This is a genomic window from Methylophilus sp. QUAN (genome assembly GCF_015354445.1).
In the GTDB taxonomy this organism is placed as follows: Bacteria; Pseudomonadota; Gammaproteobacteria; order Burkholderiales; family Methylophilaceae; genus Methylophilus.
Map to the genome: position 1 here is coordinate 1,450,052 of NZ_JADKYT010000001.1, position 23,834 is coordinate 1,473,885.

The 23,834-nt window shown below is 51.1% G+C and carries 20 protein-coding genes; 16 read left to right on the top strand and 4 right to left on the bottom strand.

Annotated features, from left to right (window positions below; genetic code table 11):
* Positions 1–144 precede the first annotated feature (144 nt).
* From INP79_RS07155 to fabF, 8 genes are all read left to right on the top strand, one after another.
* The gene (locus tag INP79_RS07155) at positions 145–651 is read left to right on the top strand and encodes a DUF177 domain-containing protein (protein ID WP_194753511.1); all 507 of its coding nucleotides are present in this window, start codon (positions 145–147) and stop codon (positions 649–651) included.
* 189 nt (positions 652–840) lie between these two features.
* A complete protein-coding gene (gene rpmF, locus INP79_RS07160; protein ID WP_018985326.1) occupies positions 841–1,020 on the top strand; it encodes a 50S ribosomal protein L32 in 180 nt (59 codons plus the stop codon).
* Between the two features lie 146 nt (positions 1,021–1,166).
* Positions 1,167–2,219: a phosphate acyltransferase PlsX gene (gene plsX, locus INP79_RS07165; RefSeq protein WP_194741883.1), complete on the top strand. Its 1,053-nt coding sequence runs from the start codon at positions 1,167–1,169 to the stop codon at positions 2,217–2,219.
* Positions 2,220–2,267: 48 nt separating this feature from the next.
* Positions 2,268–3,209 carry a beta-ketoacyl-ACP synthase III gene (locus INP79_RS07170; RefSeq protein WP_228519753.1) on the top strand — a complete coding sequence of 314 codons (942 nt, stop codon included), beginning with the start codon at positions 2,268–2,270 and terminating at the stop codon, positions 3,207–3,209.
* Positions 3,210–3,283: 74 nt separating this feature from the next.
* Positions 3,284–4,207, top strand: a complete 924-nt coding sequence (gene fabD, locus INP79_RS07175) for an ACP S-malonyltransferase (RefSeq protein ID WP_194753512.1) — start codon at positions 3,284–3,286, stop codon at positions 4,205–4,207.
* 9 nt (positions 4,208–4,216) lie between these two features.
* Entirely contained in the window at positions 4,217–4,957 is a 741-nt protein-coding gene (fabG, locus tag INP79_RS07180) for a 3-oxoacyl-ACP reductase FabG (protein ID WP_194753513.1), read from the top strand.
* An 86-nt stretch (positions 4,958–5,043) separates the two neighbouring features.
* Entirely contained in the window at positions 5,044–5,280 is a 237-nt protein-coding gene (acpP, locus tag INP79_RS07185) for an acyl carrier protein (RefSeq protein ID WP_019882196.1), read from the top strand.
* 52 nt (positions 5,281–5,332) lie between these two features.
* A complete protein-coding gene (gene fabF, locus INP79_RS07190; protein ID WP_194741886.1) occupies positions 5,333–6,565 on the top strand; it encodes a beta-ketoacyl-ACP synthase II in 1,233 nt (410 codons plus the stop codon).
* Between the two features lie 62 nt (positions 6,566–6,627).
* Here the strand turns inward: fabF and tpx (INP79_RS07195) are convergent, their stop codons facing one another.
* Together tpx (INP79_RS07195) and tpx (INP79_RS07200) are read right to left on the bottom strand one after the other, a co-directional pair.
* On the bottom strand, positions 6,628–7,131 hold the full coding sequence (gene tpx / locus INP79_RS07195) for a thiol peroxidase (RefSeq protein WP_194753514.1): 504 nt from the start codon (positions 7,129–7,131) through the stop codon (positions 6,628–6,630).
* An 89-nt stretch (positions 7,132–7,220) separates the two neighbouring features.
* On the bottom strand, positions 7,221–7,727 hold the full coding sequence (gene tpx / locus INP79_RS07200; protein ID WP_194753515.1) for a thiol peroxidase: 507 nt from the start codon (positions 7,725–7,727) through the stop codon (positions 7,221–7,223).
* Positions 7,728–7,908: 181 nt separating this feature from the next.
* Here tpx (INP79_RS07200) and dnaE point away from each other — a divergent pair, with 181 nt between their 5' ends.
* The 8 genes from dnaE (at position 7,909) to INP79_RS07240 (ending at position 20,416) form a co-directional block, all read left to right on the top strand.
* Entirely contained in the window at positions 7,909–11,388 is a 3,480-nt protein-coding gene (gene dnaE / locus INP79_RS07205; RefSeq protein WP_194753516.1) for a DNA polymerase III subunit alpha, read from the top strand.
* A 34-nt stretch (positions 11,389–11,422) separates the two neighbouring features.
* Positions 11,423–12,418, top strand: a complete 996-nt coding sequence (locus INP79_RS07210) for an acetyl-CoA carboxylase carboxyltransferase subunit alpha (RefSeq protein WP_194753517.1) — start codon at positions 11,423–11,425, stop codon at positions 12,416–12,418.
* A gap of 1 nt (position 12,419) precedes the next feature.
* Positions 12,420–13,868, top strand: coding sequence for a tRNA lysidine(34) synthetase TilS (gene tilS / locus INP79_RS07215; protein WP_194753518.1), 1,449 nt, complete (start codon positions 12,420–12,422; stop codon positions 13,866–13,868).
* Between the two features lie 210 nt (positions 13,869–14,078).
* Positions 14,079–16,481: a TonB-dependent receptor gene (locus INP79_RS07220; RefSeq protein ID WP_194753519.1), complete on the top strand. Its 2,403-nt coding sequence runs from the start codon at positions 14,079–14,081 to the stop codon at positions 16,479–16,481.
* Between the two features lie 23 nt (positions 16,482–16,504).
* On the top strand, positions 16,505–17,923 hold the full coding sequence (locus INP79_RS07225; protein WP_194753520.1) for a sigma-54 dependent transcriptional regulator: 1,419 nt from the start codon (positions 16,505–16,507) through the stop codon (positions 17,921–17,923).
* Between the two features lie 143 nt (positions 17,924–18,066).
* A complete protein-coding gene (locus tag INP79_RS07230; RefSeq protein ID WP_228519755.1) occupies positions 18,067–18,636 on the top strand; it encodes a PEP-CTERM sorting domain-containing protein in 570 nt (189 codons plus the stop codon).
* A 152-nt stretch (positions 18,637–18,788) separates the two neighbouring features.
* Positions 18,789–19,985 (top strand): formate-dependent phosphoribosylglycinamide formyltransferase, encoded by a 1,197-nt coding sequence (gene purT, locus INP79_RS07235; protein ID WP_194753521.1) that lies wholly within the window; start codon positions 18,789–18,791, stop codon positions 19,983–19,985.
* A gap of 5 nt (positions 19,986–19,990) precedes the next feature.
* Complete coding sequence (locus INP79_RS07240; protein WP_194753522.1) at positions 19,991–20,416, top strand: group II truncated hemoglobin; 426 nt, start codon at positions 19,991–19,993, stop codon at positions 20,414–20,416.
* A gap of 63 nt (positions 20,417–20,479) precedes the next feature.
* Here the strand turns inward: INP79_RS07240 and INP79_RS07245 are convergent, their stop codons facing one another.
* Together INP79_RS07245 and INP79_RS07250 are read right to left on the bottom strand one after the other, a co-directional pair.
* Complete coding sequence (locus INP79_RS07245) at positions 20,480–21,916, bottom strand: DEAD/DEAH box helicase (protein ID WP_194753523.1); 1,437 nt, start codon at positions 21,914–21,916, stop codon at positions 20,480–20,482.
* 9 nt (positions 21,917–21,925) lie between these two features.
* Positions 21,926–23,494, bottom strand: coding sequence for a DEAD/DEAH box helicase (locus INP79_RS07250; RefSeq protein WP_194753524.1), 1,569 nt, complete (start codon positions 23,492–23,494; stop codon positions 21,926–21,928).
* Positions 23,495–23,834 lie beyond the last annotated feature (340 nt).

Consider the following 23,834-nt stretch of genomic DNA (forward strand, 5'->3'; position numbering starts at 1 on the left):
TGATGCGACGTCATTATAACAACAAACCGAGGTCTTAAAAAGTGGAACGTCATTTTGGTGGCTGCCTGGCATGTGTCTGGTCGTCAAAATTAGCCGAGTTTGCTATAGTGTCATGCTTATTGATATTGAGAGTTTTGTTCGGTTATGACGCGATTTCAGGAGCTGGCCCGGCAGCAAAAAAGCAGTGAAGGTGAGCTGGTGTTGTCAGCCTTGCCGCGCTTGCAAGAAGCTTTGCAGGCATTGGGTGTGAATGATGCGGCTGCATTGAGTGCGTTGCGGGTGCGTTATCAATTGCAAGGTTTACCGCCACGTTTTTTTGGTGAGACTGCTTTGCCTATGTTGTTTTTAGAGGTGCAAGCCGAGTTGCCGTTAGTGTGTCAGCGTTGTTTTGCGCCGTTGCCGCAAGTGCTGGATTTGCAATTTGAGTTTGCCTTGTGTGATGAGCCGCCTGAGGCTCTGCTTGAAGATGAGCAGGTGGATTGGTTGGAAGAGGGTGACGAAACGACTGTTGAGTCATTGGTTGAGGATGAGTTGTTGATGGCCTTGCCAATTGCGGTGATGCATGAGGAAGCGTGCGTCAGTTTGCAGCAATCTGCCGGTGAAAAACCCAATCCGTTTGCGGCGCTCAAGCAGTTAAAGCTGGATAAATGATTGTTGATAGTTCTATCGACCACACCTAAAAGTGTAAAAAAGCAAATGAAAAGCGATATTTGCAGGATTTATTTGCAGTTGTCTCTGGAATATTTTATAATTGCGGATTAGGTAGCATTTTAAGTTTATTTATAACTGCCCTTTAACTTCAATCTCTGAGGTGTGGCGGTTTGATTTTGGAGTATATAAATGGCAGTTCAGCAAAACAAAAAGACACCGTCCAAGCGTGGCATGCACCGTTCCCACGACTTTTTGACAAACCCACCATTGGCGATTGAGCCAACGACTGGCGAAGTACATCTGCGTCATCACGTGAGCCCAAACGGTTTCTACCGTGGCCGTAAAGTGATGCCAGCTAAAGGCGAATAATCGCTGCATTAAAGCGTCAAGCTTTAAAACACGCCGCGCAGTAAAATGCGCGGCGTTTGTGTATCTGGCGTAAGCCTCTACTTTTCTGGTGCAAGCTGAGCTATTTGATAGTAATGCAGTGTCAAAAAGTAAATTTGGGAAATAACATGACAACTGGTCAACACGCGCATTCACAGGAAGTAGTGATTGCCATTGATGCCATGGGAGGAGATCACGGTCCACATGTGACTGTGCCTGCGGCAGTGCGTATTTTGAACGAAAATCCTAATCTCAATATCATTCTGGTGGGCCTGCAAGATGCTGTAGAGGCTGAATTAAAAGCTTTGCATGTGTCACCTGGCCCGCGTTTGCGCGTGCATCACGCCAGTGAAGTGGTGCTCATGGATGAATCACCGCAAAGCGCGATGAAGAATAAAAAAGATTCTTCCATGCGCGTGGCAATCAATATGGTGAAAACCGGCGAGGCGCAAGCTTGCGTGAGCGCTGGTAACACGGGTGCCTTGATGGCGACTGCTCGTTTTGTGCTTAAAACCTTGCCTGGTATTGACAGGCCGGCCATTGCGTCTACCTTGCCTTCTGAGAAGGGCAGCACGTTTATGCTCGACCTCGGCGCCAATGCTGACTGTACCCCAGAGCACCTATATCAGTTTGCCATTATGGGGGCGATGGTGGTGAGCTGTATCAGCAATAAACCTAATCCTACCGTTGGCTTGCTCAATATTGGTTCTGAAGATATCAAGGGTAATGAAGTGGCCAAGCAGGCGGCCGAATTGCTGCGTGGCAGTCATTTGAATTTTTACGGCAACGTGGAAGGCGATGACATTTTCAAGGGCACGACGGATGTGGTGGTCTGTGATGGTTTCGTCGGTAATGTGGCATTGAAAACCACTGAGGGCCTGGCGCACATGATGGGCAAGTTCCTGACGCAGGAATTCAAGCGTAACTGGTTGACCAAGTTGATGGCACTGGGGGCTTTCCCTGTATTGAAGGCATTTAAAAGACGGTTGGATCCGCGTCGTTACAATGGTGCCAGCTTTTTGGGCTTGCGCGGTATTGTCGTAAAAAGTCATGGCGGGGCGGACAGTGTCGGCTTTTACCATGCGATTCACGTGGCCATGGAAGAAGCGCAGAGCGGTATTTTAAAGCGTATTCAGGCGCAGCTTGAAATCGAACACCTGACGACTTCCGAGCAGTCTTGAACTGCATTCAGCTAGGTAATTTGACCCAATTAAGGCATAATCGTACGGATGATTAACGCACGCATCGCAGGCACTGGCAGCTATCTGCCAGCCAATATTTTAACCAACGCCGACCTGGAAAAGATGGTTGATACCACCGATGAGTGGATCTTTGCCAGAACGGGTATCAAGCAGCGTCACCGGGTCACCGATGAGCGCACCAGTGACCTGGCCACGCATGCCGCACGTAATGCCATTGAAGCCGCAGGCATTCAGGCGCAGGACATTGACCTGATCATTGTGGCAACCACCACGCCGGACAAGATTTTCCCCAGTGTTGCTACCATGGTGCAGCGCAAGCTAGGCATCAGCGGCTGTCCTGCCTTTGATGTGCAAGCGGTTTGTAGCGGTTTTGTCTATGCACTGACCACTGCCCATCAATTTATCAAATCTGGTCAATACCGCAATGTGCTGGTCATTGGCGCAGATACCTTTACCCGTATCACCGACTACACTGACCGCAGCAACTGTATTTTATGGGGTGATGGCGCCGGGGCGGTGATCTTGCAAGCCAGCGAGCAGCCTGGCGTACTTTCCACCCATATTCATGCCGATGGCAATTACGAAACCTATTTGCATGTGCCTCGCAATGACGAAGGCCCTGACACTGTGGTGATGGAGGGTAATGCCGTGTTTAAAATGGCGGTGAATACGCTGGACCAGATTGTCGATGAGACGCTGGAAGCGAACAATATGCAGAAATCTGATATTGACTGGCTGGTGCCGCATCAGGCCAATATCCGCATTTTGCAAGCCACCGCCAAGAAACTGGATTTGCCGATGGAGAAAGTCGTCATCACAGTGGATAGGCACGGTAATACTTCTGCTGCGTCTATCCCGTTGGCGCTAGACACGGCGGTGCGTGATGGCCGTATCCAGCGCGGGCAGATTTTGCTGATGGAAGCCTTTGGTGGCGGGTTTACCTGGGGTTCTGCGCTGGTTAAATATTAATCAGCCATATTATTTACCTGCAGGCCATGCATATCATGGCCTGCATTTTGTTTTAGTCTTTACGCGAAAAAATTATGTCTAAATTTGCTTTCTTCTTTCCAGGCCAGGGCTCTCAGTCTGTTGGCATGATGCAAGGCTTAGAAGCCCATGCCATCGTTAAACAAACTTTTGATGAGGCTTCTGCGGTATTGGGCGTCGATTTCTGGAAAATGGCGACAGAAGCCAATGACGAAATTAATCTGACCGAAAATACACAGCCTATCATGTTGACAGCTGGTGTCGCCACTTGGCGCGTCTACCAGGCGTTGGGCGGCAAGTTGCCAACCGCCATGGCTGGTCACAGTCTGGGCGAATATACCGCGCTGGTCGCGGCTGGTGCTATTTCATTCGCGGATGCGTTGCCACTGGTCAAGTTTCGTGCGCAGGTCATGCAGCAAGCCGTGCCAGAAGGTCAGGGCGCCATGGCGGCTATTTTGGGCCTGGATGATGACACGGTGCGTGCCGTGTGTACCGAAGCCGCGCAAGGTCAGGTAGTGCAGGCAGTGAACTTTAACTCGCCAGGCCAGGTGGTGATTGCCGGTGACAAGGCTGCCGTAGAGCGTGGCATGGAGTTGGCCAAAGCGAAAGGTGCCAAACGTGCCTTGCCGTTGCCTGTGAGCGTGCCGTCGCACTGCGACTTGATGAAGCCTGCAGCGGACAAGCTGTGTGAGTATCTGCAAAACGTGGCTGTGCAAGCGCCGGTGGTGCCGGTACTGCACAATGCCGACGTGGCTGCGTATAGCGATGCTGCCCAAATCAAAGACGCGCTGGTGCGCCAATTACATAGTCCGGTCCGCTGGGTAGAGACCGTGCAACAATTGGCCTCGCAAGAGGTGTTGAGTGCTGCTGAATGCGGCCCGGGCAAAGTGCTGGCTGGCTTGGCCAAGCGTATTGTGGCTGACATGACGTGTGTCGCGCTGGTCAATGATGAATCTGTGCAAGCATTTGTTGCGCAATAAGGAGTGGATATGTTGAATCAACAAGTAGCATTGGTGACTGGCGCAAGCCGTGGCATTGGCGCAGCGATTGCGCAGACCTTGGGTAAGCAGGGCGCAACAGTCATTGGTACGGCGACCTCGGCCAGTGGTGCGGAGGCGATTACCGCGCACCTGAAAGCTGCTGGTGTGAATGGCGTGGGCCTGGCGCTGGATGTGACCCAACCAGAGCAAATCGAAGCGGTTTTAAAGCAGATTTCTGAACAGTACGGTGAAGTTTCCATTCTGGTGAACAATGCAGGCATTACTAAAGATACCTTGTTAATGCGCATGAAGGATGAAGATTGGGATGCAGTATTAAATACCAATCTCAAGTCGGTTTTCCGCATGAGCCAGGCGGTGCTGCGCCCAATGATGAAGGCGCGTCAAGGCCGCATTATCAATATTTCCAGCGTGGTTGGCCATATGGGCAACGCAGGCCAGACCAATTATGCGGCGGCTAAAGCGGGCATGACCGGTTTTACCAAGTCCATGGCGCAAGAGGTTGGTAGCCGTGGTATTACGGTTAACTGTGTGGCGCCTGGCTTTATCGAAACAGACATGACTGCCGAACTGCCAGAAGAGATTAAAGCCAAAATGCTGGAGCGTATTGCGGTCGGCCGTTTAGGTCAGGTTGACGAAATTGCGGCCACGGTTGCCTTCCTGGCATCGCCAGCAGCGGCTTACATTACTGGCGAAACCATTCATGTCAATGGCGGCATGTACTGCGCTTAATACATAGTTTCTTTGGTATTCTGGGCAAGTTTTGCTAGAATACCGGTTTACTGAACACGACACTTATCAACAAAGGGGTATTTTAGATGTCCGACATCGAACAACGCGTAAAGAAAATCGTTTGTGAACAATTAGGTGCAAACGAAGCTGACGTTAAAAACACATCATCTTTCGTAGATGATCTGGGTGCAGATTCTCTGGACACCGTAGAATTGGTGATGGCTTTGGAAGAAGAATTCGATTGCGAAATTCCTGACGACGAAGCAGAAAAAATCACAACAGTGCAGCAAGCGATTGACTACGTCAACGCAAACCTCAAGTAATTCATTGACTTCATTCTTCAATCAGCCCTCGCAAGAGGGCTGATTTTCTATTATGACGAAACGCAGAGTAGTAGTAACTGGCTTGGGCGTGGTGTCTCCAGTAGGGATTGGTACCCAAACCGCTTGGGACAATCTGGTTGCTGGTCAATCAGGCATTACCCGCATCACCAAATTTGATCCCACACCATTCGCTTCGCAAATTGCAGGCGAGGTCAAAGGCTTTAACGCTGAAGATTTTATTCCAGCCAAAGATGCCCGCCGTATGGATACCTTTATCCAGTATGGCCTCGCAGCTGGTCTGGAAGCTTTCCGCGACTCCGGCCTGGAAGTGACTGATGCTAATGCTGAGCGCATCGGCGTCACCATCGGTTCCGGTATTGGTGGTTTGGGCCTGATCGAGTCCACAAACGACAGTTATGATGAAGGTGGCCCGCGCAAGATCTCGCCATTCTTTATTCCTGGCACCATTATCAATATGATTTCAGGCAACCTGTCGATCATGCTGGGCTTAAAAGGCCCGAATATCGCCGTGGTCACGGCCTGTACCACAGGCACACACAGCATTGGCGAAGCGGCGCGTATGATTGAATACGGCGATGCTGATGTCATGGTGGCTGGTGGTGCTGAAGCTGCAATCACCGAACTCAGTGTGGGGGGCTTTGCCTCTGCGAGAGCCTTGTCTAACCGCAATGACGACCCGGCAACAGCCAGCCGTCCCTGGGATAAAGACCGTGATGGCTTTGTCATCGGCGAAGGCGCAGGCGTGATGGTGCTCGAAGAATATGAGCACGCCAAAGCACGTGGTGCGAAAATCTACGCTGAAGTGGCTGGCTACGGTTTAAGCGCCGATGCCTATCACATGACCGCGCCAAATATGGATGGTCCACGTCGCTCGATGGTAAACGCTTTGAAAAATGCAGGCGTTAATCCTGACCAGGTGCAGTTTATGAACGCGCACGGCACGTCAACCCCGTTGGGTGACACCAACGAAACCAACGCGATTAAAGCGACGTTTGGTGATCATGCTTATAAACTGGTGGTGAACTCCACCAAGTCTATGACGGGTCACTTATTGGGCGGCGCCGGTGGTTTGGAGTCTGTATTCACGGTGTTATCTATCTACAACCAGATTTCACCGCCGACGATTAACTTGTTTAATCAGGATCCTGAATGCGATCTGGATTATTGTGCCAATACCGCACGTGATTTGCAGATTGAATATGCCCTGAAAAACAACTTCGGCTTTGGTGGTACTAACGGCAGCCTGTTGTTCAAGCGCGTTTAAGAACTATCTCAGCTAAATAAAAAAGCCAGCAGATGCTGGCTTTTTTATTGCGTGCTAATCGCTTATTTCAATACGGCCAGCGCAGCAGCGTAGTTCGGCTCATCAGCAATTTCGCCTACCAGTTCGCTATGCAATACTTTGTTGTTTTCATCCAGAACAACCACTGCACGTGCTGTTAAGCCAGCCAGGCTGCTGTCAGTGATGAATACACCGTAGTCAGTAGCAAACTTGGCAGTATCACGGAAAGTAGATAGGGTGACGACGTTTTCCAAGCCTTCTGCGCCGCAGAAACGGCTTTGTGCAAACGGCAGGTCCGCAGACACACACAATACAACAGTGTTGTTTACGCTGCTGGCTTCTTTGTTGAATGTGCGTACAGAAGTCGCGCAAGTCGGTGTGTCAATGCTAGGGAAAATGTTGAGGACTTTACGCTTGCCAGCATAAGCATCCAGACCAACCAGGTTGCGCTTGGCATCTGCCAGTTGAAAAGCCGGGGCAGCATCGCCTGCAGCCAAAAATTTACCGCCAACGGCGACCGGGTTACCTTTAAGCGTTACGCTTGCCATAATTGTCTCCAAAACATTGATGAATGAGTGTTAAACGAGCACTTTAACTTGTCAGTCGATGTCAATCAACCACATAAAAAGTAAGGGAATCACTTTTGCAGGACAGCCAGGGCGGCAGCGTAGTCAGGCTCGCTGGTTAACTCTTTGACCAGTTCCACATGTAGCACGCGGTCTTGTTCATCAGCAACAATGAGTGCGCGCGCTGGCAACCCTGCCAGTTTGCTGGTCATCATCAGTACGCCATAGTTTTTAAGCATGTCGCGGCCACGCATGGTTGAGAGGTGAATGGCGGTAGACAGGTTTTCTGCGGCGCAGAAACGCGTCATGGTGAAAGGCAGGTCAGGGGAGATATGCAGCATGACCGTGTTGGGTAAGTTTGCCACCAGGCTGTCCAGCGTACGGACGCTGTTGGCGCTGGTCGATGTGTCTATGCCAGGAAAAAAATGCAGGATTTTACGCTGACCGCTAAACGCCTCCAATGACACGTCTTCCAGGTCATGGTTAACCAGTTGAAAGAAGGGGAGTGTTTGCCCCAGACTCGGTAAATCGTCTTCAACCAGTATCGGGTCGTCCATTAAAGCAGTGGCATTCGGCATATCTGTTATCTATTCACTAAAACGTCAGACATCATAGAGCATAACGCCGATAGGTTAAGTTTTTTATCATATGTTAACCGGTATGGCTGGCGTGGATGGATCCGGGTTTTTAACGCTGTCAACCAGATTATTTGCACGCGTTATAGGTACAAAAAAGCAGGTTGGCGGTTAAAATAAAGCCATGGAAGCGTCTGAAATTCCCACCATTCAACCAGCATTTATTCATCTGCGCTGTCACAGTGAGTATTCCATTGTGGACGGCACAGTGCGTATTGACGACTATGTCAAAGCCGCTAAAAACGATGCAATGCCTGCCATTGCGCTCACCGACCTTGCCAATCTGTTTGGGGCGGTCAAATTCTATAAGGCTGCCCGTGGTAAGGGCCTGAAACCGCTGCTGGGTTGCGATGTCTGGATCGAAAATACGGTACAGCGTGATCAACCGCATCGCTTGCTGTTACTGGTGCAGAACCAGCAAGGCTATCGTCACCTGTGTGAGTTGTTATCCAGTGCTTATCTCGAAAACCAGTACCGTGAACGGGCAGAGATAAAAGCCGAGTGGCTGCTGGAAAAGAGTGCCGGACTGTTAGTGCTTTCAGGTTTCGCAGCAGGTGATGTTGGCCAGGCTTTGCAGGCTGGCAATCAGGCGCTCGCCTTGCAATATGCGCAGCAATGGGCGCAGGTATTTGCTGGCCGCTATTATCTCGAAGTGCAACGTGTGCATGAAGCTGGAACGCCAGAAGCTTATGCGCAGGAACAGCTGATACAGCAAACCGTATTAGTCGCGCAGCAGCTTGATTTACCCGTGGTCGCTACGCATCCGGTGCAGTTCCAGACGCCAGACGACTTTATGGCGCATGAGGCCCGCACCTGCATTGCAGAAGGCTATGTGCTGGCGGATAACCGCCGTCCCCGCAAGTTTGTCGCCACACAATATGTGAAAACTCAGGCGGAGATGCAGGCCCTATTTGCCGATATGCCGCTGGCCTTACAGAACTCGGTAGAGATCGCTAAACGCTGCAACCTGACGCTGACCTTAGGCAAGAACTACCTGCCCGACTTCCCAACGCCAAACGGTGAAAGCCTGGACCAATACCTTGTTGACCAGTCCAAACTTGGCTTGGAACAACGCCTGGCCTATTTATATCCAGACGAGCAACAGCGCGAAGCCAAACGTCAGGAATATGAAGATCGTTTGCAGTTCGAGTGCAACATCATTGTGCAAATGGGGTTCCCGGGCTACTTTCTGATCGTGGCGGACTTTATTAACTGGGCCAAAAATAACGGCGTGCCGGTCGGCCCGGGCCGGGGGTCTGGTGCGGGCTCGCTGGTGGCTTACAGCCTTGGAATTACCGACCTGGATCCGCTCAAATATAACTTGCTGTTTGAGCGGTTTCTCAACCCTGAGCGGGTTTCCATGCCCGACTTCGATATTGACTTCTGTATGGATGGGAGAGATCGCGTCATCGATTACGTCAAGCATAAATATGGCTTGGCATCGGTGTCACAGATCGCCACCTTCGGTACCATGGCCGCGAAGGCGGTGATCCGTGACGTAGGCCGTGTGCTGGATTTACCGTTTAACTTCGTGGATGGCATTGCCAAGCTCATCCCCATGGAGTTAGGCATCACCTTGGAAGGCGCGCTGGAAAAAGAGCCGCAACTCCAGGAGCGCCGTGAAAAAGAAGAAGAGGTCGCAGAATTACTTTCTTTAGCGCTACGTCTGGAAGGCTTGGTACGTAACATTGGTATGCACGCTGGTGGTGTATTGATTGCCCCAGGCAAGATTTCTGACTTTTCGCCAGTGTATTGCCAGCCTAATGGTGAAAGCCTGGTCAGCCAGTACGATAAAGACGACGTGGAAGCCGTTGGCTTGGTCAAGTTCGACTTCTTGGGCCTGCGTACACTGACTATCCTCAATATGGCGCTGGAAAATGCCAATGCCCAGCGCGCGCAGGAAGAATTGCCGCCGCTGAGTTTTGAAACCATTCCGCTGGATGATAAACGTAGTTACCACCTGCTGAAAACAGCTAATACCACGGCAGTGTTCCAGCTAGAATCGCGCGGCATGAAGGACATGCTCAAGCAGGCCAAGCCGGACTTGTTTGAAGATATTATTGCCCTGGTGGCCTTGTATCGCCCGGGCCCGATGGACCTGATTCCTGACTTCTGCCGTCGTAAGCACGGTACGCAGCGCGTGGAATATCCGCATGCCTCCACCGAGTCTATCCTGAAAGAAACCTACGGGATTGCCGTGTATCAGGAGCAGGTGATGCAGATCGCGCAGGTGGTAGCCGGATATAGCCTGGGCGGCGCTGACTTGTTGCGGCGTGCGATGGGTAAGAAGAAGCCTGAGGAAATGGTGCAGCAGCGCGAAATTTTCAACGAAGGCGCGCAGAAAAATGGCTTAACGTTGCAGCAGTCTAACGATTTGTTTGACTTGCTGGAGAAGTTTGCGGGTTATGGCTTTAACAAGTCACACGCGGCAGCGTATGCCCTGGTGGCCTATCACACGGCTTACCTGAAGGCGCATTATCCAGCGGCGTTCCTGGCGGCAACCATGTCCGCCGACATGAACAACACCGATAACGTGCATACGTTTTTCGATGATTGCGGCGCCAATCATGTCGAGGTATTGCCGCCGGATGTGAATGCCAGTATCTACCAGTTTAAGCCGCTAAGTGCGCAGCAGGTGCTATATGGGCTGGGGGCGATTAAAGGCACGGGGCTGGCCGCGATTGAGCTGATCATGGCGTCGCGCCAGGCGCAAGGGCCGTTTAAGGATATCTTTGATTTTTGCCAGCGGCTGGACCTGCGCAAGGTGAACCGCCGCGTGATTGAATCACTGATCCGTGCCGGGGCGTTTGATAAGCTCGAGCAAAACCGCGCGGCCTTGCTGGCCGGGCTGGATATGGCAATTAGTGTCGCCGAGCAGAGTGCCGCGCACGCCGGGCAGGACTGCCTGTTTGGCGGCGTGGTTGAAACCACCCATGCCTTGCCTGGTATTGCGCCGTGGAGCCCGGAACAAGCATTGGTCGAGGAGAAAGTGGCACTTGGTTTTTACCTGAGTGGCCACCCGTATTTGAGCTATAAGCCGCAGTTGGGACCGTTTATTAAAGGTAATCTCAGCGAGCTCGCTCCGCAAGAGCAGCCTAAATTGCTGGCCGGCGTGGTGATGGGGGTGCGCGTGCGTATGACCCAGCGCGGCAAGATGGCGATTGTGACACTGGATGATGCCGTTGGCCGCGTGGATGTTGTGGTCGGCGCTGAATTGCTGACACAGCATGCGCAGTGGATTAAAGACGACCAATTGCTGGTCGTGGAAGGCCGTATCAGTAATGACGAGTTCTCAGGTGGCATTCGTGTCAGTGCCAGAAAGCTCTATGACCTGGCGGCGGTGCGCAACCGCTTTGCGCAAATGCTCACGTTGAGCTGCAATGGCAGTTCTGATGTGCAACGGTTGATGAATGTGCTGACGCCTTACCGTTATGCGGGCGAGGAGCAAAAGCGTTGCCCAATTAAGGTGGACTATCATAATCAATCGGCTCAAGTGAGCCTGATGTTGGGCGATGACTGGCAAGTCGTCCTGCATGACGACCTGTTGCAGAATTTGCAGGGCTGGTTGTCAAAAGAAAACGTCAAAATCCTTTATAATGCCTAAACTTTTTTTCTAAGAATTCACACTGGAATTCATTATGAGTGCAAAACGTCTCACGCCTAGTAAACTGACTTATCTCGATTTTGAGCAGCCGATTGCGGCTCTCGAAAAGCGTATTGAAGCTTTGCAAGTTTCACACGATGAACATGACTCGCTGGATATTTCCAAAGAGCTGGACTTGCTGCAAAAGAAAAATACCAAACTGCTGCAAGATACTTATCAAAACCTGAGTGCCTGGCAAATTTCCCAGGTGGCGCGTCATCCGCAACGCCCTTACACCATTGATTACATTAGTGCCTTGTTTACCGACTTCCAAGAGTTGCACGGCGACCGTGCATTTGCGGATGACCCGGCGATTGTCGGCGGTATTGCGCGTTTCAAAGGCATCCCAGTGATGGTCATGGGCCATCAAAAAGGCCGCGATATCAAAGAGCGCCAGTACCGCAACTTTGGCATGCCGCGCCCTGAAGGTTACCGTAAAGCCTTGCGCTTATTCCGCCTGGCTGAAAAATTCCACCTGCCAATCATTACCTTTATCGATACGCCAGGGGCTTATCCTGGGATTGGTGCAGAAGAGCGTGGCCAATCGGAAGCGATTGCGCGTAACCTGTATGTGATGGCCGAGCTGAAAACCCCGATTATCGGTGTAGTGATCGGCGAGGGTGGTTCAGGCGGCGCGCTGGCATTGGGTGTGGTGGATCATTTGAACATGCTGCAATATTCGACTTACTCCGTCATTTCGCCTGAAGGTTGTGCTTCTATTTTGTGGAAGAGTGCAAGCCGGGCGCCTGATGCAGCAGAAACCTTGGGTATTACGGCAGACCGCCTCAAGTCACTGGGGCTGGTGGATAACATTATCAGCGAGCCATTGGGTGGCGCACACCGTAACTACGAAGAGGTGATGGAGCGTATTGGCCAGGCCATCGCCCAGCAACTCAAAACCTTGCAAGCTAAAAAAGTGCCGCAATTATTAGAGTCACGCTATCAGCGCCTGATGAGCTACGGTAAGTTCAAAGCTGGCAGTGAAAAATAGTATGTCTTTTCTCTCCCAGTTAGAAAATGTCATCAAGACCTTTCTGGCTGGAGAGGGCGTGCCGCATGCTCAGTCACCACATCTGCTGGTCGCACTCAGCGGTGGTGTTGATTCCGTTGTGTTGCTGCACACCTTGTCGCAGCTATCCTCCTCGCACTCATTTACCTTGTCTGCCATGCACGTGCACCATGGCCTAAGCCCGCATGCGGACGCCTGGTTGCAAATGTGTGAACAGCTTTGCGGTGAGCACAACATCGCTTTTTATAGTGAAAAAGTGCATGTTGATTTGCAAAGCGGCCTTGGCGTTGAAGCCACCGCACGCGATGCGCGTTACCAGGCATTAGAACGAGTGCGGCAGCAATTGGCCGCGGATGTCATCGTCACGGCACATCACATGCAGGATCAGGCCGAAACATTATTGCTGCAGCTAGTGCGTGGTGCAGGGGTAAAAGGCCTGAGTGCCATGGGTCATTGGGATGCGGAGCGCTACCTGCTCAGGCCATTATTGGCGGTGCCTAAGGCTGAGTTGCTGCAATATGCCACTACCCAGCAATTAAAGTGGGTAGAGGACGAGAGTAATACTGACATCAGTTATGACCGCAACTTCATGCGCCAGAAGGCCATGCCGGTGTTGCGCGAGCGTTATCCGCAACTGGATAGTGCTTTGCTACGTAGTGCCAGCCATCTTGCTGATGCCCAGCTTTTGCTGGACACACTAGCGCAGCAGGACTTGCTGCAATGCGATGTGCGGGAGGAGTGGTTAGGGCAGTCAATTGCTATCCCGCACCTGCACTCGCTGGGCGACGTGCGCGCAAAAAACCTGTTGCGCTTCTGGTTCCAGCAGCGTCAATTGCGCATGCCGAATACCGAACAATTACAGGATTACTGGAAACAGTTGTCCTCAGTGAAGCCGCACCGTTATTTGCATTTGCCTCTACAAGGCCAGGCTGCCGATCATCGCGCTTATCTGCATCATTATCAGCAGCGCCTTTACTGCGTTGCCAAACCAGCCGCATTGCCGCAAACGCCATTAGTCTGGCAAGGTCATCAAACGCAGACTTGGGGCGACTGGCAAGTGCAGTTCAAAGTCAGTAAGGGGCGTGGTGTCGCCCTGGCTAGGCTAGGCATTTCGCCTGCGGCCATTACCCTGAACAAACGTTATGGCCAACCGATTCCGTTGCCTGACGGCTTGTCATTGTTGATTACGCCCAGGATGGGCTGTGAGGTATTGCAGCCCGATGCCAAACGGCCCAGACGCGAATTAAAAGTCATTTTTCAAATGCTGGGGATTCCACCCTGGCAACGTGCTTTTTACCCCGTGGTTCAAGTCGCCACGACTCAACCTACCGCATCACAAACGCTGGTGGCTTTGGCTGCGCTCGCAGTCGATGAAGCCTGGCGCCCAGGCCGTAATGCATACGGCCTTGAAATCTTCCTGCATCCCCTCTAATTTAAATTTGGTTGTAATAAACCAGTTTAAACCATAAAATTGGCTGTAATGAGCCAATTTTATGGTTGATATCCACCATGAAAAATATATTCAATTGATTTTAATGATCTTTTTGTGAGTGGCATAAACGGAACGATTATTGCTCTTAAGAAGTGCTTTTAAATCAAAAGTTATTCAATAAAAGTATTTCGGGAAAGAGGATCATTCGTTATGAATAAAAATACTATCAAGCCACTGCTGCTCGCAATTGTGTCTGCCTATGCAGCGCAGGCGATGACAGTGCATGCTGAAGACGTGAAGTTGGAGAAGGTGGAAGTTGTGGGCACGACACCGCTGCCTGGCGTCGGCTTGCCACTGGAGAAGGTGCCTGCGAACGTACAGTCAGCCAAGGGCAAAGCAATCGTGAATCAGCACAGTAATACGATCGCTGATTTTATGAATAACAATATGGTGGGGGTGAGTGTGAATGAGTCGCAGAATAACCCGTTTCAACCTGATGTGTTATTCCGTGGCTTTACGGCATCGCCATTGTTGGGCACGCCACAAGGCTTGTCTGTTTTCGTTGATGGCGTACGCGTCAACGAGCCTTTCGGTGATGTGGTGAACTGGGATTTGATTCCAGTGAATGCGATTGCCAACATGAATTTGATCCCTGGCTCTAACCCGGTTTATGGCTTGAACACGTTGGGTGGTGCTTTATCTGTCACGACCAAAAATGGCCGTACACATAAGGGCGGTGCCATTGAGACTAGCTTTGGGTCATGGGGGCGTAAAAACACTTCTGCTGAATTTGGTGGCGTGTCAGATGACAACTCAGTAGATTACTTTATCTCTGGCAATTATTTTGATGAAGATGGCTGGCGTGATTACTCGCCAAGCACGGTGAAGCAATTGTTTGGCAAGGTGGGCTGGCAAAATGAGACCACGCGCCTAGAGTTAAGCTATACCGGCGCTGATAACAGCATGATTGGTAATGGATTGGTTCAAAAGGAACTGATCGAAGATTTTGGTCGCAAAAGCATCAATACGCGTCCTGACAAAACCAAAAACAGCATGAACTTCTTGAATTTGAACGGTAGTCACTGGTTTAATGATGACGTGCAATTAACGGGTAATGTTTATTTCCGTCAATCCAACCGTAAAACGTTAAACGGTGATGTCAACGATGATTTTAACGACTCTGGTGCATTGGACCTGAACGCTGATGGTGAAATCGATAGTGCAGAATTGGCGACAGCGCTTGCTGATTGCCAGGCGGGCAACAACTCTGAAGAAAACTGTTCTGGCGCTTTGAATCGTAGTAATACGCGTCAAAGAGGTCATGGTTTTAATACCCAGTTGACCTTCAATCAGCCACTGTTTGAAAAGAAAAACCAGTTTATTGTTGGTGCCGGCTATGACTTTTCCAAAATCAAATTCTCGCAGTCTACAGAGTTTGGCCTGATTAATGCCTCGCGTGGTGTGGATGCACTGGGAGAGTTGAGCGATGATGCAGCGGTGAAACTGAATGGCAGAACCACTAGCTGGGGCGCATTTGTGACGGATACTTTGTCATTGACTGATCAATGGCATTTAACCATGTCTGGCCGCTACAACCATATCAAGGTTGAAAACCGTGACCGTTTGATTCCAGATGTGACTGACCCGGAAACATTGTCCGGTAACCATAGTTTTAACCGACTCAATCCTTCCGTTGGCCTGAATTTTACGCCGACACAGGCACTGACCATGTACGGTAGCTATAACGAAGGTATGCGTGCACCGACCTCTATGGAGTTGGGCTGTGCGAACCCTGCGGTACCTTGCAAACTGCCGAATGCAATGGCAGGCGATCCGCCGCTGAAAAAAGTGGTGGCGAAAACCTTTGAAGTGGGCGCCCGTGGCCAGTTAAGCGATAACATCCGCTGGTCTACCGCGGTATATCGCACTGAAAACCATGATGATATTCAGTTTATTGCCACTAACGCCACTAACGGCATGGGTTATTTTGACAACGTTGGTAAAACCCGTCGTGTGGGCTTGGATGCTGGTTTGAATGGGGTGACTGGTGATTTGTCATGGAATGTCGGCTACAGCTTTGTGCGTGCTACCTACCAAACACCTTTTGAAATCACCAATGAAGTGAACTCATCTTCTGATGGCAATGCTATCCAGGTGGGCAAAGGTGATCGACTGCCTAACCTACCTGAGCATGCCTTGAAGTTGCGCCTGCAATATCAAGTCACACCGCAATGGACAGTGGGTAGCAACATCAATACCTACTCAGACGTGTATGTACGTGGTAACGAGAACAACAAACATCGTGCCAATGATGGGGATGATGAACATGTACAGGATTCCGGCAAAGTGGGGGGGTTCACCATCGTCAACATCGATACGCGTTATCGCTTTGGCAACAGTGGTTGGCAGTTCTTTGCTAAAGCCATCAACATTTTTGACAAAGAATATGCCACAGGTGGTTTGCTGGGTGAGAACTGGATTGAGGGCGGTCAGTTCTCAGGCAATGAAGAACCTTCTAAATTGCTGATGGTCGGTGCACCTCGCGCTGGCTGGCTGGGCTTCCGTTATGAATTTGGTGCCAAGCCATCATTAGCCAGTTACGACCGTGACTAAATAATAATAACTAAGGACGACGCGTGCTTTCACAAATTTCATCATCTACGGATAAATCGGTTTTTTTACCCTTCAAGAAAAAAATCTTGTTGGTAGAAGACGAAGTGTTATTTGCCAAGGCGGTGGTTAAGCGTCTGCAAAAGGCCGGATTTGAGTGTGAGCACGCAGAGTCTTTGCATGATGCCAGATTACTGGTGAAGCAGTTTGAACCGGATATGGCGCTGCTGGATATGCGCCTGCCCGATGGCAATGGTCTGGATTTGTTATCCGACTTTGTCGCCAAGAATATCAATACCATCGTCATGACCGCTTTTGGCGATGTGACCGATGCGGTCAATGCGATCAAAATGGGTGCGATAGACTACTTGAAAAAGCCTATTGACCTTGAAGAATTACTACTCATTATTCAAAAAAATGAGAAAACCACCGATCTGCAAACCAGCCTCGACTACTCTAGGCAGCGAGATACTATTGTCAATGAATCTGTGCAGTTGATCGGTGAAAGTGCCGCCATGCAAAGCGTGCGGCAGCAAATTACCCGTATCGCTCAGTTGAGCTCGCTCAGCGACGCTGTGCAACCTACGGTGCTGATCACCGGTGAAACAGGTACCGGGAAAGATGTAGTCGCGCGCTATTTGCACGCCAGTTGTGCCAATCATGACAAACCGTTTGTGCATGTGGATTGTGCCTCATTGCCTGCCGAGCTGATCGAAAGTGAATTGTTCGGCCATGAAAAAGGCGCCTTTACCAATGCTGTGGCGTCTCGTCCGGGCTTGATTGAGTCTGCCGAAGATGGCACTTTGTTTCTGGATGAGATTGGAGAACTGCCGCTAGGGTTGCAAGCCAAGTTGCTCAATGTGCTGGAGCGCAGAATGGTACGGCGCCTAGGCTCGACCAAAGAGCGCCCGGTGCAGGCCCGCATTATTGCGGCGACTAATCGTGACTTATACCAAATGTCCAGCGAAGGGCGTTTCCGCTCGGACCTGTATTACCGTTTAAATGTCATCACCATGCAGATGCCACCGCTGCGCGACCGTGGCCAAGATGTACTGTTATTGGCCAATTATTTCAGGCAGATGACGGAAAAGCGTTATGCGTTGCCACACCATGAGTTTAGCGTGGCGGCACTGATGGCCATACAAGGCTACCACTGGCCTGGCAATGTGCGTGAAATGCGTCACCAAATTAGCCGGGCAGTGTTGATGTGCACGCAGGCCATGATTTCAGAACACGACCTGGGCTTGCCGCAACTGGCTGTAGTCAACGCCAATACATCTTCTATGCAAGGTGAAGCGCAGGTTACATTAGATGGTGCTGAAAAAGCCATGCTGCTGAACGCGCTGGAGCAGTCCCGCAATAACGTTTCCAAAGCGGCACGTCTGCTGGGGATTACCCGCATGACCATGCGCTACCGCATGGACAAGCATGGTATCTCGGTATAAGCGTGCATTAACCTTCGTCATAGCATCCCTTTTATCTCAAAGACTTAGTCGTCATATCCCGGTTTTGATGGGCTATTGACAACGCTGAGGATTGAGCATAACGTCATCAGACATTTCTATAATATTTTGATGAGGAGCGGGGTATGTCAGTCAGTCGATTGTGTAGTGCAATGTTACTCGCATTAACAGTAAGTCATCAGGCATTTGCGGCGACCTACAATGTGGACGCTTACAATAACAGCATTGCCCAGGGCGCTGGCAATGGCCTGGATACGATTACCTTGAATGCAGGTGATGCGTTCAATATTTCCGTGAGTGTCGATGATTTGTGGAGTGCTGGCGCATTACCCAGATTTTCCACGGCAGATGGCTTGAATGGCGATTTGTATGCCACGGCGACGGATGACTCTGGTCAATCGGTAGGTACTTTGATCGGGATTAACTACGGACCGGTGACCATGGATGGTTTTACAGCCAACTTCGGCCAGTTGGTAGGTCGCATCGGTAATACGTATATCGCATTAGGCACCAGTTATAGTGGTGTTGCGGCCGAAAGTGGCGTGTTGAAACTGTATTATTGGGATTCAAATTTTGGCGATAACGCTGGCCAGATTGCAGTCAATGTGACGACTGTACCCGAGCCTGAAAATGCCGCCATGATGTTTGCCGGTTTGGCGGCCATCGGCCTGTTAGCAAGACGCAAGTCACGTTAACAGCGCTTGACCATTTAGAACCTCGCTCTGGCGAGGTTTTTTGTTATTGGCCGGGCTTTTGCCAGTGAGGTGTTTGCTGACATAAATCAACCGCAATCAGGCGCCAGCGAAAGGGCGCATGGTATCATTGCACTTTTACAGTGGAGCTGAAAATGATTGGTACCCCGTTGAGCGCAAATGCGACCAAAGTCATGTTGTTAGGCAGTGGTGAGCTTGGTAAAGAGGTGATTATTGCCTTGCAGCGTTTGGGGGTGGAAGTCATTGCGGTGGATCGCTACGAACATGCGCCTGGCCACCAGGTGGCGCATCATGCTTACGCGATTGATATGACAGATGCCACGGCGTTGAAAGCCTTGGTCAATCAGGTCAAGCCACATTACATCGTGCCGGAAATCGAGGCCTTGAATACCGAGGCGCTGGCTGAGATTGAAGCCACTGGTGTGACAGTCGTGCCTACCGTGCGCGCCGTGCAGCTGACGATGAACCGTGAAGGTATCCGTCGACTGGCGGCTGAAGAATTAGGTTTACCAACGTCGCCGTATGCTTTTGCACGTTCAGAAGCTGAGCTACAGGCCGCAATTGATGGTGGCATTGGCTATCCTTGCTTTATCAAACCTACCATGTCTTCGTCAGGTAAAGGCCAGTCACGTATTACGCAAGCGTCTGAAGTCAAAACGGCCTGGGAATATGCTGCCAGCGGCGGCCGCGTTAATCAGGGTGTGGTGATTGTCGAAGGCCAGATTGATTTTGATTATGAAATCACTTTGCTGACAGTGCGGGCTAAAAATGCTGCTGGTCAGATTGAAACACACTTCTGTGCGCCGATTGGTCATGTGCAGAAGCAGGGCGATTATGTAGAAAGCTGGCAGCCACAAGCCATGCATCCGCAGGCGTTAAAAAACGCACAAGACATTGCCAAAAAGGTGACAGATGCTTTGGGCGGCCAGGGCCTGTTTGGGGTTGAGTTGTTTGTGAAAGGCGAGCAAGTCTGGTTCTCCGAAGTGAGTCCGCGTCCACACGACACCGGCATGGTCACCATGTGTACACAGCGCCTGAACGAGTTTGAATTGCATGCACGTGCCATTCTTGGTTTGCCGGTGGATGTGGCGCAACGTGAAGCAGGCGCCAGTGCCGTGATTTATGGTGGTGCAGATGCGCCTGTACTTGAGTATCACGGATTGGAAGCCGCCATGTCTGTGCCTAATAGCGAGATCCGCTTGTTTGGCAAGCCAGAGTCGTTTGTGCGTCGTCGCATGGGCGTTGCATTGGCGACGGCAGAGAATACCGAAACTGCACGCGAACTTGCCAAGCAGGCGGCAGCCCTGGTGACGCCAAAAGCGGCGGGTTAAGCAGCATGGCAGTGGAGATTCAAGAGCCTAACGCGGCCAAGCAATCGCTATTTGAATGGCTGGGCGGAGCAGAAAAGGGCGCAGAGACCATACGCAATCTGGTCGAAACCTTTTACGACACCATGGATACTGATCCGAAAGCGGCGGCTTTACGTGCTATTCATCAGCCGGATTTAACTGAAGCCCGGGAAAAACTGTTTATGTTTTTAATGGGCTGGACTGGTGGGCCGCAGTTATATATTGAGCGCTACGGCCATCCGCGTTTGCGGGCACGTCATATGCCATTCCCGATTGACGAGTCGGCGCGAGACCAGTGGATGTACTGCATGATTAAAGCCATGCATACACTGCAGTTTGAAGAGTCGCTGATGAAGCATATTGCCAACCAGCTTTACGGCGTAGCAGATTTTATGCGAAATCGTGAAGGTTAGCCCTGGATGCAATAAAGAAAAAGCCCCGTGAAAACGGGGCTTTTTTATGGCTACTGCCTTGTCTTAAAGCGTGTTGATGGTTTCTACGACCTCAGCTTGGGCAAGTTCATTGCCCTGGGCTTTCTGGCGTGGCTTACCTGCACTGCGCTTGGCCTGGTTGCGCGTTTGCGGCGTGGCTTTAAAACCAAAACCACCTAACAAGGCCGCAACCACTTTGCGCTTGGCGCTAGAGGGCTTGGCTGGCACTTGTTTGGGGGCTGCTGCGGCTGTCGAAGGCTGGTAAGGTTGCTGGAACCAGCCATCTTCAGCGCTTGTGGCTTTTGACGGGCGAGGTCTGCTACTACTCGTGTTGATCGCAGCTTTTTCTTTTGGAATCTGTTTTTTAATCAACTTCTCGATGTCGTCGAAGTATTTGGTTTCATCTTCGTCGATGAGTGAGATCGCAATGCCTTTGGCGCCTGCGCGGCCAGTGCGGCCAATCCGGTGCACATAGTCTTCCGGTGCAGTCGAGATCTCATAGTTAATCACCAGGGGCAAGTCACTGATATCCAGTCCACGGGCCGCCACATCTGTGGCAACCAGGGCGTGAATGGTGCCTGCTTTAAACGCATCCAGTGCTTCAATACGTTCCTTCTGTGATTTGTCACCGTGAATGGCGCTACATGGAATCTGGTCACGTTCCAGCGCACGCGCCAGCTTGCTGGCAGAGAGCTTGGTTTTGGTGAACACAATGACTTGCTGGTTAGCGTATTGCTTGAGTAGCTGCACCAGGAAGCGCTGCTTCTGGTCGCTATTCACCAGATAGGCTTTTTGTTCCACATTGTCATTGGTGGCATTGCTACGCGCCACTTCGATCAAGGTCGGGTTGTTCAAAAAGGCATCGGCCAGTTTCTTGATTTCATCAGAAAAAGTCGCTGAAAACATCAGGTTCTGACGCTGTTTAGGCAACAGTGCCAGAATGCGTTTCAGGTCTGGCATAAAGCCCATGTCCAGCATACGATCGGCCTCGTCCAGCACCAGAAACTGCACCTGGCTCAGAGACAGGGTTTTTTGCTCGACATGATCCAGTAAACGGCCAGGCGTAGCGACCAAAATTTCTACGCCCGCTTTCAGATGCGGCGTTTGGGTTTTGATATCCACGCCACCATACACCACCAGGCTACGCAACGCGGTGTGCTTGGCGTAGGTTTTGATGTTGTCATAGACCTGTATCGCCAGTTCACGCGTAGGCGCCAATACCAAGGCCCGGATAGGGTGCTTGGCCGGTGAGGTGCTGGTGCTTGAGAGTGGCAACAAGGTGTGCAAAATAGGCAAGGAAAACGCTGCCGTTTTACCCGTCCCGGTTTGCGCACCCGCCATCAGGTCCATGCGCTGCAAGGCCAAAGGGATGGCCTGCGCCTGAATCGGGGTAGGTGTCGTGTAACCAGACTCATCAATCGCTTTTAACAGCGGCTCGGCCAGGCCGAGCGCACGAAAATCTACTGTGGTTTGCTCAGACATAGGCGAGTCTTAGGCAAATGAACGTGGGCGTTTGGCACCACCGTTGTCGCCAAATGACTTGCCTGCCGGACGTGGTTTGTTGTTGCCACGGTTGCCGTTAGGATTGCCAAAACGCTCCTGGTTGTTGCCTGCCGGACGTGGACGGCGTTGACCGAACTCGTCAGCCAATGCGCGTGCAAACTGGAAGTCGGTATCTTTGTTGTAATGCTTGCTGTTACCGTTAACTTCTTTGTCCTGTTTTTGCTCAGTCTGGCGTGGCGCACGTGGTTTGTTACCAAACGCTTCACGTTGACCGGCATCACGGCTTCCTTCACGGGCAGCGCGCTCGCCAAACGATTTGTTCTGGCCTGGTCTGTCGTCACGGCGGAAACCGCCTTTGCCTTGTGGCTTGCCATTGCGTCGGCCACCACGTTTGCCATCGCCACCATCATCCATGCGCGCAGCACGTTTTGGTTCAAAACCTGCAATCACTTCAGCTTGCAGCTTTTGGCCAGTGTATTGCTCAATTTTGCGCAACAGGTGACGATCCGCGTTAGAGGCAAATGAAATCGCTACGCCAGTGTTGTTGGCGCGGCCGGTACGGCCAATACGGTGTACATAGTCTTCTGCAAACTTTGGCAGGTCGTAGTTAATCACGTGTGAAATGCCTTGTACGTCGATACCACGTGCGGCAACATCGGTTGCCACCAATACTTTAACGTCGCCATGACGCAGTTTGGTTAAAGTGCGGTTACGTGCACCTTGCGTCATGTCACCATGCAGGGCTGCGGTGCTGTGACCAGCGGCATACAAGTCTTCAGCCAGCAGGTCGGCGTGACGCTTGGTGCTGGTGAAAATAATGGTTTGGTTGACATCTGGTGCAATCAGCAAATGTTCCAGCAGTTTGTTTTTGTGGTTCATGTCATCCACAAAGTGCAAGCGTTGCTCGATGTTGGCGTGTCTTTCTTTCTGGCCAGCCACCTGAATTGTCAGTGGGTCGCGCAAGAAACGTTTGCCGATATCCATAATGCCATCCAGTGTCGCTGAGAACAGCAAGGTTTGGCGCTCGGCAGGCAATGCTTCACAAATACGCTCAACATCTGGCATAAAGCCCATGTCCAGCATACGGTCAGCTTCGTCCAGTACCAGCATTTGCAAACGGCTCAAATCAATACGGCCGCGTTCCAGGTGGTCAATAAAACGGCCTGGCGTTGCAACCAGAATGTCCAGTGGTTGTGACAGCAGTTTGTTTTGCAATGGGTAAGGCATGCCACCGACGATGCTGATGCAACGTGCGCGCAAAAATTTACCGTATTTACGTGCAGCATCATTTACCTGGGCTGCCAGTTCGCGTGTCGGTGTCAGTACCAGAATACGTGGACCGCGGCTGCGAACAGGGTGTTGTGTCGCCAGCAGGTTTAATGCTGGTAAGGTAAAGGCGGCGGTTTTACCTGTGCCGGTTTGTGCAGAGGCCATGATGTCACGGCCTTGTAAAGCTTCAGGAATGGATTGCGCCTGAATAGGTGTTGGGTTTTCATAGCCTGCGTCGGTCAATGCGCGCAAAATGGAGGGGTCGAGATTTAAATCTGCAAAAGACAAGGAATGTCCCTTTCATCAACAATTAAAAAGGGCGCAAGTAAAGCAATAAAGCAAAGCTAATGAAGCAGCGTGACACTCAGGAATGCGAGTGGTGCAATATCAACTAAGCCAAAGCAACATTGAAGATTGGATGCTTTTACCGGCGCTTGGGCATGGCCACTAACCGATAAAAGAAGATGGTGTCATCAAGACTTCATCTAAAGATGATAACCTCAAAATTTCGCGAGTTATCGACAGGTCAGGGCAATGAATTTAAAACAAATGTGGCGGGTCTAGTACCAGCCGTGTTTTAAAGTTGCTCGCAGTATAGCCACTTTATTTTAAAAGTCAAATATTTAAG

Coding starts and splice junctions, on each gene's coding strand:
- INP79_RS07155 (WP_194753511.1), top strand. CDS start 145: ATGACGCGATTTCAGGAGCTGGCCCGGCAGCAAAAAAGCAGTGAAGGT.
- rpmF (WP_018985326.1), top strand. CDS start 841: ATGGCAGTTCAGCAAAACAAAAAGACACCGTCCAAGCGTGGCATGCAC.
- plsX (WP_194741883.1), top strand. CDS start 1,167: ATGACAACTGGTCAACACGCGCATTCACAGGAAGTAGTGATTGCCATT.
- INP79_RS07170 (WP_228519753.1), top strand. CDS start 2,268: ATGATTAACGCACGCATCGCAGGCACTGGCAGCTATCTGCCAGCCAAT.
- fabD (WP_194753512.1), top strand. CDS start 3,284: ATGTCTAAATTTGCTTTCTTCTTTCCAGGCCAGGGCTCTCAGTCTGTT.
- fabG (WP_194753513.1), top strand. CDS start 4,217: ATGTTGAATCAACAAGTAGCATTGGTGACTGGCGCAAGCCGTGGCATT.
- acpP (WP_019882196.1), top strand. CDS start 5,044: ATGTCCGACATCGAACAACGCGTAAAGAAAATCGTTTGTGAACAATTA.
- fabF (WP_194741886.1), top strand. CDS start 5,333: ATGACGAAACGCAGAGTAGTAGTAACTGGCTTGGGCGTGGTGTCTCCA.
- tpx (WP_194753514.1), bottom strand. CDS start 7,131: ATGGCAAGCGTAACGCTTAAAGGTAACCCGGTCGCCGTTGGCGGTAAA.
- tpx (WP_194753515.1), bottom strand. CDS start 7,727: ATGCCGAATGCCACTGCTTTAATGGACGACCCGATACTGGTTGAAGAC.
- dnaE (WP_194753516.1), top strand. CDS start 7,909: ATGGAAGCGTCTGAAATTCCCACCATTCAACCAGCATTTATTCATCTG.
- INP79_RS07210 (WP_194753517.1), top strand. CDS start 11,423: ATGAGTGCAAAACGTCTCACGCCTAGTAAACTGACTTATCTCGATTTT.
- tilS (WP_194753518.1), top strand. CDS start 12,420: ATGTCTTTTCTCTCCCAGTTAGAAAATGTCATCAAGACCTTTCTGGCT.
- INP79_RS07220 (WP_194753519.1), top strand. CDS start 14,079: ATGAATAAAAATACTATCAAGCCACTGCTGCTCGCAATTGTGTCTGCC.
- INP79_RS07230 (WP_228519755.1), top strand. CDS start 18,067: ATGTCAGTCAGTCGATTGTGTAGTGCAATGTTACTCGCATTAACAGTA.
- purT (WP_194753521.1), top strand. CDS start 18,789: ATGATTGGTACCCCGTTGAGCGCAAATGCGACCAAAGTCATGTTGTTA.
- INP79_RS07240 (WP_194753522.1), top strand. CDS start 19,991: ATGGCAGTGGAGATTCAAGAGCCTAACGCGGCCAAGCAATCGCTATTT.
- INP79_RS07245 (WP_194753523.1), bottom strand. CDS start 21,916: ATGTCTGAGCAAACCACAGTAGATTTTCGTGCGCTCGGCCTGGCCGAG.